This is a genomic window from Streptomyces xingningensis (assembly GCF_054957865.1).
This window is the reverse complement of the sequence record NZ_JBDJPF010000006.1, coordinates 19,009-32,431: the sequence shown is the minus strand read 5'-3', so window position 1 is coordinate 32,431 and position 13,423 is coordinate 19,009. Positions and strand designations below refer to the sequence as shown.

The following is a 13,423-nucleotide window of genomic DNA, read 5'->3' as shown; positions in this document are numbered from 1 at the left end:
TTCAGATCCTCTCGGGGAAGAGCAGGCAGAGCACCAGGTAGACCACCAGGCACACGGACACGACGAGACCGACGATGTTCTCCACGCTCACAGCCGCTCGACCCCCTTGACGACCAGGAGCAGAACCGCGAAGACGAGAACGGTGATGCCGATGAATGCGAGATCCGCCATGGGCGATAACACCCCGTGTTTCATGAGATGTGGGAGGAATGCGAGCGCCTGCCCGACGTGGTGTGTGGGGTCTGTGGGGGCGTCGGCTGCAGGCGGTACGCGGTGCTACGGGCTTGAATGAGCCATCCGTAGCGAAGCGCTGGGCACCGCCGGTGGCGAGCCCCCTTAGCGCGCTCCTGATATTTTTTCCCGTCAAATTGACGGGGCTTTTATTGCGTTCGATGGCTTGTTCTGGTCTCTCGCCATCGGGGCATGCTAGTGGGGGTGCGGGGGAGGAGGCCGGGGGACACGCGAGATGGCTGACATTCCGGCTACCGGCCGGTTCCGGGCCGGTTTTGGGTGCGGTCGGCAATCCACCGTTCAGTTTTCGGTGAAGTTTTTCTGATTCACCGTTTCCGCACGCTTCGGTCATCGGCTGTGTTTCCGGCGTTCTTGGACCGGCCCTTGACCTTGACGCCGGCGGCAAGGCATTGACGTCCCGTCATGACGACCGTGACCACCCGGCCGGACGGCGCAAGTCGGACAAGGCGCCGCCGCTCTCCCGGAACGGATCCATGCGCAGGGCGAGCGCCGTCGTGACCATCGCGACCAGGTGGCCGACTGCGGTCACATCGAGTCGGCCGAGGCCCGTCACTATCAGCGGCGACAGCAGGACCAGCACACCGGCACAGACCGTACGGTGCCAACGCCGGGCCCCGGCCAGCACCACCGCCGTGAGCGCCGAGACGATCACATACGACGGGCCCACGTCCTGGACTCTCGTCAGCGAGGCAGGCAGCTGACCGGCAAGGATCCTCACCCCTACCATTCCCTCGCTCACCAGCGTTCCCACGGCATGGGCGAGACCGACCAGGCAGGCCGCCCGCGAGCTGCCCAGCCGGACGGTCAGCAGGGTCAACGCCAGCGCGGCCGGCCCCAGCCACACCAGGAGATGACTGCAGAGCAGTGCCGAGACGGCGAGCGCCTCAAGCGGATGCTCCCGGAGATTCACCAGATCCGTCGAAGCCCAGTCGGTCAGCGCCGCCCACTCCGGCGCACCCAGCAGCCGGCGGACCGGAACGGACACGGTGAAGACCAGCCCGGTGAAGAGGACGGGCAGGGGGTACCGCCTGAGCAGAAGCAGGACTACGGGCACGAACCCTCCGGTGGTCAACCGCCAGGCAAGGAAGGTGACTTGCCTTCGTGCTGCGGAAGCAGCCAGACTATTTAGCTATGCAGATGGATAAGAACGCCGACGAGTCCCCCATCGTCTTCCGGCTGGACGCCAAGTCCGGCGTTCCGCCCTACCTCCAGCTTGTGCAGCAGGTGGAACAGGCGCTGCGCCTGGGACACCTGCGGATCGGCGACCGGCTGCCGAAGGTCAAGGAGGTGGTGGCCGCACTCGCGATCAACCCGAACACCGTGCTGAAGGCCTACCGGGAGCTCGAGCACAAGGGCCTGGCAGTGGGCCGGCCCGGCCAGGGCACCTTTGTCGAGGCCGCGCTCGGCAGCGTCGGCCTGCGTGAGCAGACCGCGCTGCGCAAGAGGCTGGAACGGTGGCTGCGCGATGCCGCCGACGCCGGGCTGGACGATGACGCCGTTGCCGCCCTGATCAACAGCACCCTGCAGCAGCGCAGGTCCCGGGGTGTTGCCTGACCGGGCACTCAGGCCGTTCGATGGCGTACCCACCAGAGCGCGGCGGCGGCGAAGACCAGTGCCAGTGCCAGGGTGCCGCCCCCTTCGATGGCCTGGAACGACCAGAAGTGGCTGCCCGGTTGATAGTGGGCCCAGACCGTATAGGGATGGGCTTTTTCCCAAGTCGCCATGTTGGCCCCACTGTGGAGCGCTTGGTTGTACTGCTTTTCCCACTGATCGAGGCTCATCCGGTGCCCCTGCGGATCCACCAGCCACTTGTCCAGCCGCCAGCCGTTGCCAGGGCCCAGAAACCTATAGCGCTGTACCACCGGTGTCATCAGATGCCGTCGTATCTCGTACACGGTCACGTACCACAGCGTGATATGGACGGCGAGAGTCGCCGCCATGGCGGGCACGGTACGGCGGAGCACCGCGCCCAGGAACACCCCGGCGCTGAACGCGGCCAGCGTGCGGGCGACAAAGACCAGCCCGTCGACCTCGTAGAACTGATTCGGACGCATCCGCGACTGCAGGGCGGCCGCGGGCGCGTCCCACCAGTGGAACAGTGCGGTGAACGCTCCCGTCACCACCACGACGACCAGGGCCAGCAGAAGCATCTTGGAGGCGACCCACCGGGTCCTGCCCACCCCTTGGGTCCAGGTGTAGCGGTAGGACCCGGTCTCGAATTCGCGGGCCAGCAGCGGGGCTCCGAGGAAGGCACCGATCAGGCCGGGCGCGAAAGTCAGCAGGAAGACGGCGTATTGCCAGCCGTCCATGGAGCCGACGAGGTCACCGGCGTATTGGCCGCATTCGCCGGTGGCGAACTGCCGGCATGCGGCGAGGTGCGTGTGGTAATCGGAGTGGAATTTCGAGCCGCTGATCAGCAGGGCGATGCCAATCGCCACAAACACGCCGGTCAACAGCAGCAGGGCGGACCGGTGTTGGCGCCAGGTGACCCACACCATGGCGCCCCTGGGCAGCCGGAGCGGCCTCTTGTCGAGGGCCGTCGTCGCGGTGGTCATGCCCGCGCCCCCCTTGCACCGGTGGTGACGACCGGCCGGGGCCCCGGCAGGGCGCTCGCCGACGGTTCGCGCAGATAGGCCAGTACGAGCTCCTCCAGGCCGACGGGATGTGACTGCCAGCCGGGAGGCGGGGCGTGGTCGTCGCCGGAGCGCACCAACAGCTGCGCCTGCGCGGCGGCCCGCTGCTCGCGCACCACCGGCAGGGCGGCGGCCACCGCGCCCGCTCCATCGGCGGGCCCGGTGAGCAGGCGGTGTCCGCCCAGCAAGTCATCGACCTCACCGGCCACTTGAAGACGGCCTGCCGACAGCACGATCAGATGGTCGCAGACATTCTCCAGCTCGGCGACCACATGCGAGGAGAAGATCACCGACAGTCCTTCGGCGGCCACCGCCGCCATCAGGGCCGACATGAAGTCATGCCGGGCCAGTGGGTCCAGCGCGGCCAACGGCTCGTCCAGGATGAGGAGATCCGGGCGTTTGGCCAGCACCAGGGCCAGCGCAACCTGGGACTGCTGGCCACCGGACAGTTTGCCGACCTTGCGGTCGAGCGGAATGTCACGCTCGCGCAGCCGCTCGCGGGCCAGCTCCTCGTCCCAGCGACGGTTGAGATTCCGCCCCACGCGCAGGGCGTCCTCGACGGACAGGTTCTGGTAGAGCGCGGTGCTCTGGGCCATGAAGCCGATCCGGTCCAGTGCCTCCTGTGACCCCGGTGCGCTGCCGCCCAGCACCGTCACCGTGCCGCCGGTCTGGTTCATCAGGCCGACGGCCAGGTGCAACAGGGTGGTCTTGCCCGATCCGTTCGGGCCGACCAGGGCGACCACCCGCCCGGCCGGGACGGCGAGGGTGCAGTCCTGCAGGGCCCAGCGGCGGCCGTAACGCTTGGCGAGCTGTGAGCTCTCTATGACGTTCACCCGGCCGCCCCCGAGAGTGGAACCTCGGCATCCCTTACCTGCTTATCTAGTTGCATAGATAAAGACTGTAGGGCGGCCGGGTGCCGCTTACAAGCCTTGCCGAGCCCAAGTGGTCGGACTTGGGATGGTTTTGGCGAGGTGTTGACGCTCTACGGGTGGACCACGATGCTGCCCGTCATAAACGTGTGCACGGTGCAGTGGTAGGTGAAGGTTCCGGGGTCCGGGAACGTGTGGCTGAAGCTCTGGCCGGGCTGGAGCAGGCCCGAATCCCAGAGGTTGGCCGTGTCCGAGGTGGTGGTGTGGTCGGTGCCGTCCGTTTCGTTGTTGGTCCAGGTGACGGTGTCACCGACCTGGATGGTCAACGTCTGCGGGTCAAAGGCGAGATTCTTGATCGACACAACCTGCTGCTGTGGCATGAGCGGTGCCTCCTCCGTCTGCTGAGCGGAGTTCGAAGCTCAATTTGATTTCGGAGGGCATGCCCTCGCTTCCGCGCTCCAACCGTGCGGTCACTCGGTTGGGCTAGTGCGGGTAGGCGCCAGTGCGCTGGTGGGGCGCTGGTGGGTTACCTCAACGGGGGTGTGCGTGCGGCGAATTCACTGGCCGTTGAACCCGTACTCCGGCACAAATGAGGAGGAGTTGGCGGAGGCAGCTCTCGTCAGTCGCATGCCCGGTCTGACGGGAGCTGCCTCACCGGATCAGCCTTTCAGGGTGTAGAAGTGGATTCGTGTGTTCGGCTCGAACCCGATGCGCGGGTACACGGGGGCTCCGGCGGCGGTGGCGTGCAGTGTGGCGCGGGTCAGCCCGGTGGCCCGCGCACCTTCGTGGAGCGCCTTGCGCGTGACCGCCTCGCCATAGCCCTTGCGCTGCCACCGCGGGTCCGTGGCGACGTAGCAGACGAACAGGCGGCCTTGTGCTTCGACCGTGGCGGCGCACGCCACCGGTTCGCCGCCTCGCATGGCCAGGTAGGCGTAGACCTCGTTCTTCCAGAGCGCGGATCCGAGCAGGCCGTCGCGGCCCTCCTCCAAGGGGAGCCCGTATGCGCGTGATTGGAGGTCGGCGTAGGCCTGCAACTGCTCGTCGGTGCTGACTCGGGCGAACGTCAGGTCGGGGTGGGACGGCTCGGGGATGGGGAGCAGGTCGCCGGCCATGCCCGTACCGGGGAAGGCGTACTGGAGGCCGGCCTGCTCGGCTGTCGCCTCCAAAGCGGGGCGGGCCTCGTTGTCGAGGAGGTCTTCGAAGAGCCACAAGAAGCCCGGGTGCTTCTTCGTCCGCATGATGCCCACCGCTTGGCCCAGACGGTGCCTGACGAGCTCTGCTCCCGCTCCCGTCTCGGTCAAGGTGATGCAGTTCCAGAACCCGAACCGGCTGTCGGCCCAGCGAACAGCGATGCCCGGAAGGTCGCGCACGTCCGCGTCCGCGTCGCGGTCGAGCACCAAGCTCCGCCAGACCGTGGTGAGTTGCTGTACCGATTCGATGGACTCCGCGGGAACGGTCACGGTGCCTCCCTGACGTGTTGTGCTGCTTGCGATATGCGGTTCTGGTGTCATCAGATGATGTTCTCGGCCTCTTCGATCTGGTCGTGGGCGTTCGCCGTGCTGGAGTGGGGCACACCGTAGGAACGGCGTCCGAACCGCCACCACACGGCGGCCATGACGAGGGCCACCAGCAAGGCGACGGGCGTGTAGTTGAAGCTCTTGGTGGTGACCGGGCTGGTTTGCGGCAGCAGGAACAGCACGGTCACCCCGGCCGCCCAGAGCACCGCCACCCAGCCGATCGGCCGGCTCCAGCGGCCCAGGTGCCAGGGCCCGGGGGTGAACCGGTCCGGGTGGCGCAGTCGCAGCAGCACCGGGATGGCGTAGGCCGGGGTGAAACCCACGACGGAGATCGCGGTCACCGCCGAGAACGCCTCGGCGGAATACAGGGACGGCAGGGCAAGCACGAAGGCCACACCGAGGGCGAGCCAGACGGCGTTGCCCGGGACGGCCGTACGGCGGCTGACCTTCTGCCAGCGCGCCGAGCCGGGCAGGGCGCCGTCCCGGGCGAAGGCGTAGATCATGCGGCTGGCGGAGGCGGTGATGGTGTAGCCGCACAGGAACTGCGCCACGATGATCACCAGCAGCAACGCCTTCGCCGTCGCCACTCCCAGACCGTCCAGGAAGATCTGCGCCACCGGAACCCCGGTCTCGCTGCCCAGCGTCCCGGCGTAGTCCTGGATGGCGAACAGGAAGGCGACCAGCAGGATGCCGCCGGCGATCCAGGACACCGTCACCGAGCGGATGATCCCGCGCGCCGCGGCCACGGAAGCACCGCTGGTCTCCTCGCTCAGGTGGGCCGAGGTGTCGTAGCCGGCCAGGGCGAAGCACGGCAGCAGCATGCCGAGCAGGACCACGTACACGGCGCTCGACCAGCCGGTGTTGTTGGTGAACTCGGAGAACACGAAGCCGGTCGACTGGTGGTGAGAGGGGACGAGAGTCAGGGCGCCGATGATGACGACGGCCCCGGCCAGGTGCCACCACGCGCTCAGGGAGGTCAGGATGTTCATCAGCCGGGTGCCGAAGAGATTCAGGACCGCGTGCAGCGCGAGGATGACCGCGTACATGACCAGCAGGGACTTCGGTGTCGGCACATAGCCCCACTGCATGTTCGCCCAGGCGCCGGTGAAGGTCGCGATGCCGTAGTCCTGGGCCGCGATCCCGCCGAGCAGCCCCAGAAGGTTGAGCCAGCCGGTGTACCAGCTCCACCGCTCACCGCCGAGCTGGCGGGCCATGTAGTACAGGCCACCGCTGGTGGGATAGCGGGAGGTGATCTCGGCCAGCGCCGCGGCCAGGCACAGCACCAGCGGCCCCACGGCGAGCCACCCCCACACCACCACCGCGGGCCCACCGCTGTTCAGGCCGTAGCCGAAGAGCAGCAGCGTCCCGGACATGATGGAGATGACCGACAGGGAAGCGGAGAAGTTACCGAAGGCGCCCATCCGCCGGTGCAGTTGCTGGGTATAGCCCAGCTCCTTGAGTATGCGCTCGTCGTCGTCCAGTGGCTCGGACCGCTGCCATCGTGCATGTGCTGATGTACGCATCGAGAATCTCCGCACAGAAAAGAGCAGAAAGGGAAAGGAGGGACAGGGTGACTGCTGGGACGTCAGCGGGACACGGCGGCGCCCGCCCGCAGAGCCAACGGGTATTCACGGGCGCCTTCCCGCATCGGGCGGTGGCTTGAGCCGCCGCAGGCAGGCGCTGCGGGTCGCCTCGAACTCCTCCCACCACCGGTCCGGGTCGTGCGTGATGTACTGCCACGGGGCCGGGGTGGCGAAGTCGCCGATGGCCTGGAATACGGCAGCCGCCTCCTCCAGGAAACCGCCCGCCGCCAGCGCATGGGCCAGATAGTTCAGATCGGTTGCGGAACCGGCCGCCGGGTCGCAACGGCAGAACCAGTCCTCGAAAGCCTTGGTGATAGCCGGAGTGATGGGTTCATTGACCCACCACAGGCTCAGCATGACGTCACCACTGCTCCGCCGAGCCCGGTACCCCTCCACATGGGCGTAGAGAGGCAGGAGAAGCAGCGGCGAGCCGAGCGGCGCCTTGGAGACTGACCAGCGGGCGAAATCCATTGCGACCGCCCGCTGGCTGAGATACGCCGATCCCGGGCCGACCTGGAGCACTCGGAGCATGCGGTGCCATGCCTCGCGGTTGAACTCATCCCGCCGGTGCGCGGCTTCCAGCAGTCCCCATGGCCCGTGGGGGAGCAGGAAATCCGGCGGCGGAGGGGCCACACGATGCTCCGGAAAGCGTCCGGCCGTATCCGTTTCGGCCAGGGCCAGCAAGCAGATAGGGGCCACCGGGTCCCCGGGGTTCAGCTCATCCGCCCTGCGGCATGCCTGCCGGGCCCTGTCCGCCAGCTCATCCAGTTGCTGAACCCGCCGCGAGTCCTTCGCCGACGCTCTGCTGCGATGGGCGTCCAGTGCCCGCTCGGTGGTCACCCTGGCGTACATCACCCGAGCAGCGACGCTCTGCGGCTCTTCCTGCAACCACAGCTCGACCACGTTGCGCCGGGCAGCCGCTACGCCCAGCACCTGCGTGCGAGCGGTCCACTCCCGCCAGGTCTCCGTCTGGGCCAGCACCTGCCGCATCTGCATCCAGTGCCCGGCCTTCACGTCCTGCACCGCCGCGTAGAGAGCGGTGTCACGGCCGGCCGGGTGGTAGCCCGCCATCAGCGGACACCCCCCGTCGGCAGCAGAGCCGGCTGGACGGCAGACACCGGGCGCGGCATGGCACGATCGGCCGGCCGTCGGGGCGTGGCAGGAGGAGGAACGAACCGGCCGCCGACGCGGGCTTCGTAGCCGCCTGCGAGACAGCGCCACACCAGACTGCCGCAAGCTCCGGGTGCCCGAAACTGCGGCGTCCCGCACCGCGGCCGGCGAAGGCCCGCAGCGGACGGGACGGACGAGCTCAACGCTACGGCGCTCTGGGACTGAGACAGACCGCCTGAGAAGGGCATCAACGCTCCAATGCGAGGCAAGGGCAGGGCATTTAGGGGGGAGAACGGGCACACGGATGCCGAGTCAGCGGCTGCCGCCTGACAGCCGCTGACAATGTTGGGGCACCGTAGCAGTGCAGCATACGTACGACGAAGCGAAGCACCTTGATATCCAACGTAGTTGGGAGCTATGTCCTGCCGTGCCCGCCGTTCGGTTGCCGCGCCGGGCTGTGCTGCCGCACGGCGCGGTCCGGGCGAACGTCGCCTGAGCAGGGCGGAGAAGCGGTGCTGATCGACGCGCCCGCACCGCGACCAGCGCCTTGTCGGACAGTTTCTGACCTCACGTCAGGGGCTGGCCGCGGGTGGCCTTATAGCCGGTGATCACTGCCGGGCCGGCGTCCGGACCGCTGTCGTCGAGGCCGACGAAGCCCAGATCGGCGATGGAGCCGAGACCGGCCGCGCGGAGGTGAGCGGTGAGTCGGTCGTGGCGGCAGGCGGTGATTTCCGAGGTGCGTCCCGGGCGAGTGGCGGCGACCCGGGCCGGCTCAATGGACCGGCGCCGCCACGCCCGTCATGACGGCGGGCGGCGACTGGGGTGCGGGACGGACCTTCGTGCTAAGCGGCGTATGGGTTGACGATGGTGTGGTGACGCCGGGCGGTTTCCAGTACGTCCTCGGGGAACCGGGGTCCGGCCACGTAGTGGCGGCCCTTGGTCTGTCCCACCGCGGTAAGCAGTCCGGCCTTGGTCAGGGCCTGCATGTCCCGGGTCGCCTGCTGGGTGTTGATTGCCTCGGCCTTCTCATAGCGGGAGCGCCGCGCCCGGCCCGTCATTGCCACTTCGTGCAGGGCCGTCACCTGCCGTTCGGTGACCCCGCCCGCCTCGGCCAGTGTCATCAGCCGGATCCAGCACTCGTTGGACCGGTCGACACGGCGCTGCACCCGCTGGGCCTGCTGGTGGTAGGCGAGGAGGTTGAACTTGATCCACGGCAGTGTGTCGCGCTCGGGTGACCAGACGGGGCCGCCGACTTCGCGGAGCGCCTTGTAGTACTCCCAGGTGTTGCCCGGCATTCCCAGCCAGTCCTCGATCGAGGAGAACTCGGGGGCGAGGACTCCGTCCCGGGCGATCACAAGAGTCTGGAGCGAGCGGGACATGCGGCCGTTGCCGTCGGACCAGGGATGGATCTTTACCAGGTTGAGGTGTGCCATCGCGGCGCGGATCAGGACGTGGTGATCGAGATCGCCCTCGTTGAGCCAGTCGACGAGCTCACTCATGAGGCCGGGCACCAGCGCCTGGTCCGGCCCCTCGTAGTCGGTCGCGAATTCATCGCCGGGAGCGGTGATGCGAATGGACGTCTTGCGCCATTGGCCCGCGGTCTTGAGTGGGTGATGGTGGCCCTGGAGCATCCAGTGCAGGCTGTTGAGCAGTTCCTTGCCGTACCGGAAGTCGGCGACATCGTGAAGGGACTGGATGTAGGTCATGGCCTGCTGGTAGGCGAGGGTCTCCGCCTTGTTCTCGTCACTGGCATCGACTTCACGCTCGCCGTCCATCAGGTCGGCGACATCCTTGGCATCGACCCGGTAGCCCTCGATCGTGTTGGACGCCGCGATGGCGCTCGCCGTCAACGCCTTGCGCAGGTCGAGCGTCCACTTCATCGGAACCTGCTGCACCGCATGGCACAGCTGGTCGCGCATGGTGTTGACCTGCTCCAGGACCTGATGGTCGGAGGAGTCGAGGCGGGGCGTTCTGTACAGCATGATTCAATGATACCAAGGGTCTATCATTTGCTCGCGAGGGGCTTCCGCTGTGCCCCGCGCTCAGCGGACCCCCACCGCCCCGCCCCTGGCCCCGTACCCCTCCAGCAGCCCCATCCTGCGCCCCTCCAGCCACCCCCGGTATGTCTCATTGCCGTCCGCCAGCTCCATGTACGCGTCCCTGAGGTCGCCGAACAGGCCCTCGAGTTCGGCTCCCGCCAGGGCGCCGGGTCTTGCCGTGAGGGAGAGGCAGCCGGTCAGCGGGTCGCCGTGCAGGGGGCGGATGACGGTGCCCGGGGCGGGGTCGGTGGTGGGCTGGCAGGGGTGGACCGCTTCGGCGGAGGCGACCAGGTCGGTGGCGGTGGCCTGGTCGCGGACGTTGAGGACGCGGGGGTCGAGGCCGGCCAGGGTGAAGGCGTGGCGGAGTGCAGCGCACTCGTGGTCCGCGGTGGGGTCCACGATCCAGGCGTCGTCGGCGAGTTCGGAGAGCCTTATCACCGGGCGGGCCGCTGCCGGGTGGGTGGCGGACAGGGCGATGAACCGGGGCTCGCAGGGAATCAGGACGCGCCGGGTGAAGCCCTCCGGAATGTGCAGTGGGAAGGCCGCGGGCTCGTGAATCAGCGCGATGTCCAACTGGTTGGTGGACAGCAGCTGGAGCAGGGTGGCCGAGGAGACGTCGATGTGGATCGTGGTGTCCGTGTCCGGCAGCCGCTTGTGGATGCGCAGCAGCCACCCCGCAACCGCCCGGCTGCCGATGCTGCCGATGCGCAGCCGTAAGGCGCCCACGCCGACTGCCGCGTCGCGGGCGGCCGTTACCAAGGCGGTCATTTCGGCCACGATGGGCCGGGCCCTGGACAGCACGGACTGGCCGAGCGGGGTGGGGCGGCTGCCGGTCTGGCCGCGGGTGAAGAGGAGCCCGCCGATGGCCGATTCGATACGCCGGAGCTGAGTGGTGAGCGAGGGCTGGGTCATGCCCAGCCGTACTGCGGCCTTTCGGACGCTGCCGGTGTCGGCGATGGCGCACAGTGCGCGCAGATGCCTGACCTCAAGCTCCACGGGCCGGAGCATAACCGTGCCTCGTTGGCCACACCAGACACATCTCGGGCAAATATCCGAGGGCGATGGGCGATTGGTCGGTGCTATCGCCAATTGGCATCATCCGCACCGCCGATAAGCGTCAGACACTCTGCGGGACCGAAAGTTCTCGGCGAATCCCGGGCCGCCGTCCCACCCGTGCGGCACGGGGTTCTCCGCGCGAATGGAGTCCCCCACATGAATCACTCCATGAGTCGCTCAATGAAGCGCTCCACCATGGTAATCACGGCCACCATCGGCCTCGGTCTGGCGGCCACCATGACCGCGGCACCCGTGTCCGCGGCGCCGGCCGCCCACCAGGGTTCGACGCAGCAGACCAGAGCGGCATACCTCGGCTCAAAGGCCGAGCAGGCCAACAACCAGGCCTTCTTCGCGGCCGTCATGAAGTCCGCGCTGGCCAAGCAGAAGGCATCACCCGGGCTGGCCACCGTCACGGTCACCTATGACGCCAGCCAGGCGCCCACCTTCGCCAATGAGATAGCCAGCGCCGCACAGATCTGGAACAGCTCCGTCCGCAACGTCCGGCTGCAAGCGGGCAGCGGCGGCGCCGACTTCAGCTACCAGGAGGGCGACGACCCCAACGGCTCCTACGCCAGCACCGACGGGCACGGCCACGGGTATGTCTTCCTCGACTACCAGCAGAACCAGGAGTACAACTCCACCCGGGTCGCCGCGCACGAGACCGGCCACATCCTCGGCCTGCCGGACCACTACCAGGGTCCGTGCAGCGAGCTGATGTCCGGTGGCGGCCCCGGCCCGTCCTGCACCAACCCCTACCCGGACGCCAATGAGCGGGCCAGGGTCAACCAGCTCTGGGCGAACGGGCTGAGCGCCTTCGACAAGAAGGGTGCCCTGACCAAGGTCCACTGAGCGGGCAGACGGACGGCCCGGTCCCGAGGGGGACCGGGCCGTTGCGCATACTGGCGCCGTGAGCGCGTGTGGTCAGTGCGGCTGAGCCGCGTCGGTCTCGTGCGGGCGCCGTATGAGGAAGGCCGCACCCGCTCCGGCGAGGAAGAGCGCGAGGACGGAGACCGCAGTGCCGACCCAGGTCGCTCCGAGCCATTTGCCGCCGAAGTAGCCCAGGCTCACGCTGTAGGTCGCCCAGGTCAGCCCGGCCAGCGCGGACCAGGGCAGGAAGTCCTTGATCCGGCGGTGCATCACCCCCGCGCCGAGGCTGACCACCGAGCGCCCGGCGGGCGCGAAGCGGGCCACCACGACCAGTGCGCCGCCGCCGCGCAGCAGCGCGGTACCGAGCTTCTCCTGGGCCGCGGTCAGCCGGCGGGAGCGGGCGATCGCCCGGTCGAAGCGGTCGCCGCCGCGCCAGGCCAGGCGATAGGCGACCAGGTCGCCGGCCACGGAGGCCGTCGCGGCACAGACGATGAGGGCGAACATCTGGGAGACGTGCGGGCGCTCATGCCCGACGCTGCCCACCGCGGAACCGGCGGCCGCGGTCGCGGCGGTGATCACCAGCACACCGCTCGGCAGTACCGGCAGGAAGACGTCGAGGAGCACGGACAGTCCGACGATGACGTATATCCATGGCGTGTTGGCCAACGCCCCCAGTTGCTCCAGCACGTCCTGATCTCCTGATACGGTCCCCCGCCGCGATGTCGCAGGGAGCGGCAGGAGCGGCCTTCACAACCGTACACAGTACGCGTGGGACTACTGAGGCAGATGAATGGGGCACGTGACGAACTTCGCATCACGGCCCTGGCGCAGGCGCCGGCGGCGGCCCGAGAGTCTCGGACCGCCGCCGGACAACCGCTGTTGAGGGCCGGTCAGGACTGCCGCGACCGGGAGAGGGCCCGGTCCAGGGTGAGCGTGCCGGGCCCGGTGAAGACGAGCAGCAGGAGGGCCCAGCAGAACATCGCGGATGCCTCACCGCCGTTCTGGATCGGCCACAGGGCGTTGCTCTGGTGCATGTCGAAGTACGCGTAGGCCATGGAGCCCGAGGAGATCAGCGCCGCGGTGCGGGTGCCCAGGCCGAGCAGTACCAGGGTGCCGCCGACCAGTTGGATGACGGCGGCGTACCAGTACGGCCAGGCGCCCGTCGCGACCGTGCCGCCGCCCCCGGGAGCGCCGCCCAGGACGCCGAAGAGCGAGGCCGCGCCGTGGCAGGCGAAGAGCAGGCCGACGACGACGCGGAAGCCGGAGAGGACGTACGGCCGGGCCGCGTCCAGCCGCTCGGTGAGCGGGGCGGTCGCCGCGGTGGGGAGAGCGGTCGCCGCCGGGGGTGCGGTGGCGGTGGGGGGTGTGGGGGGCATTCCTGGTGCTCCTCGTGTCGGGGACGGAAACGAGAGCCCCCAGGTTAGGTACGCCTTAGGGTGCTTGCAAGTTCAAGTTCTCGAATTTTCCTTCTTTGAAATGTTCCGGTCACGGAGCGCG

The 13,423-nt window shown here is 68.3% G+C and carries 14 protein-coding genes; 2 read left to right on the top strand and 12 right to left on the bottom strand.

The features are described 5' to 3' along the window. Nucleotide 1 precedes the first annotated feature (1 nt). Nucleotides 2-91, bottom strand: coding sequence for a K(+)-transporting ATPase subunit F (gene kdpF, locus ABCR83_RS05035; protein WP_462693555.1), 90 nt, complete (start codon nucleotides 89-91; stop codon nucleotides 2-4). 561 nt (nucleotides 92-652) lie between these two features. Beyond that, nucleotides 653-1,306 (bottom strand): rhomboid-like protein, encoded by a 654-nt coding sequence (locus ABCR83_RS05030; protein ID WP_462693554.1) that lies wholly within the window; start codon nucleotides 1,304-1,306, stop codon nucleotides 653-655. 77 nt (nucleotides 1,307-1,383) lie between these two features. On the opposite strand from ABCR83_RS05030, the gene ABCR83_RS05025 reads away from it, so the two are divergent. Further along, nucleotides 1,384-1,806, top strand: a complete 423-nt coding sequence (locus ABCR83_RS05025; RefSeq protein WP_462693553.1) for a GntR family transcriptional regulator — start codon at nucleotides 1,384-1,386, stop codon at nucleotides 1,804-1,806. 8 nt (nucleotides 1,807-1,814) lie between these two features. On the opposite strand, the gene ABCR83_RS05020 is transcribed toward ABCR83_RS05025, so the two are convergent. The 8 genes from ABCR83_RS05020 to ABCR83_RS04985 all read right to left on the bottom strand — a co-directional run bounded on the left by ABCR83_RS05020 (nucleotide 1,815) and on the right by ABCR83_RS04985 (nucleotide 11,011). Further along, on the bottom strand, nucleotides 1,815-2,807 hold the full coding sequence (locus ABCR83_RS05020) for an ABC transporter permease subunit (protein ID WP_462693552.1): 993 nt from the start codon (nucleotides 2,805-2,807) through the stop codon (nucleotides 1,815-1,817). Then, nucleotides 2,804-3,718: an ABC transporter ATP-binding protein gene (locus tag ABCR83_RS05015; protein ID WP_462693551.1), complete on the bottom strand. Its 915-nt coding sequence runs from the start codon at nucleotides 3,716-3,718 to the stop codon at nucleotides 2,804-2,806. The genes ABCR83_RS05020 and ABCR83_RS05015 overlap by 4 nt, the downstream gene beginning before the upstream one ends. 149 nt (nucleotides 3,719-3,867) lie before the next feature. Further along, entirely contained in the window at nucleotides 3,868-4,134 is a 267-nt protein-coding gene (locus ABCR83_RS05010; RefSeq protein ID WP_462693550.1) for a cupredoxin domain-containing protein, read from the bottom strand. Between the two features lie 279 nt (nucleotides 4,135-4,413). After that, a complete protein-coding gene (locus ABCR83_RS05005; protein ID WP_462693549.1) occupies nucleotides 4,414-5,214 on the bottom strand; it encodes a GNAT family N-acetyltransferase in 801 nt (266 codons plus the stop codon). Nucleotides 5,215-5,264: 50 nt separating this feature from the next. Then, the gene (locus tag ABCR83_RS05000; RefSeq protein WP_462693548.1) at nucleotides 5,265-6,794 is read right to left on the bottom strand and encodes an amino acid permease; all 1,530 of its coding nucleotides are present in this window, start codon (nucleotides 6,792-6,794) and stop codon (nucleotides 5,265-5,267) included. A 105-nt stretch (nucleotides 6,795-6,899) separates the two neighbouring features. Next, nucleotides 6,900-7,925, bottom strand: a complete 1,026-nt coding sequence (locus tag ABCR83_RS04995; RefSeq protein WP_462693547.1) for a hypothetical protein — start codon at nucleotides 7,923-7,925, stop codon at nucleotides 6,900-6,902. Between the two features lie 881 nt (nucleotides 7,926-8,806). Beyond that, entirely contained in the window at nucleotides 8,807-9,946 is a 1,140-nt protein-coding gene (locus tag ABCR83_RS04990; RefSeq protein WP_462693546.1) for a Fic family protein, read from the bottom strand. A 60-nt stretch (nucleotides 9,947-10,006) separates the two neighbouring features. Beyond that, on the bottom strand, nucleotides 10,007-11,011 hold the full coding sequence (locus ABCR83_RS04985) for a LysR family transcriptional regulator (protein ID WP_462693545.1): 1,005 nt from the start codon (nucleotides 11,009-11,011) through the stop codon (nucleotides 10,007-10,009). A gap of 216 nt (nucleotides 11,012-11,227) precedes the next feature. Between ABCR83_RS04985 and snpA the strand changes: the two genes are divergently transcribed. Next, complete coding sequence (snpA, locus tag ABCR83_RS04980) at nucleotides 11,228-11,908, top strand: snapalysin (protein WP_462693544.1); 681 nt, start codon at nucleotides 11,228-11,230, stop codon at nucleotides 11,906-11,908. Nucleotides 11,909-11,980: 72 nt separating this feature from the next. Here the strand turns inward: snpA and ABCR83_RS04975 are convergent, their stop codons facing one another. Together ABCR83_RS04975 and ABCR83_RS04970 are read right to left on the bottom strand one after the other, a co-directional pair. Next, on the bottom strand, nucleotides 11,981-12,613 hold the full coding sequence (locus tag ABCR83_RS04975; protein WP_462693543.1) for a DedA family protein: 633 nt from the start codon (nucleotides 12,611-12,613) through the stop codon (nucleotides 11,981-11,983). A gap of 203 nt (nucleotides 12,614-12,816) precedes the next feature. Then, a complete protein-coding gene (locus ABCR83_RS04970) occupies nucleotides 12,817-13,302 on the bottom strand; it encodes a DoxX family protein (protein ID WP_462693542.1) in 486 nt (161 codons plus the stop codon). Nucleotides 13,303-13,423: the final 121 nt, after the last annotated feature.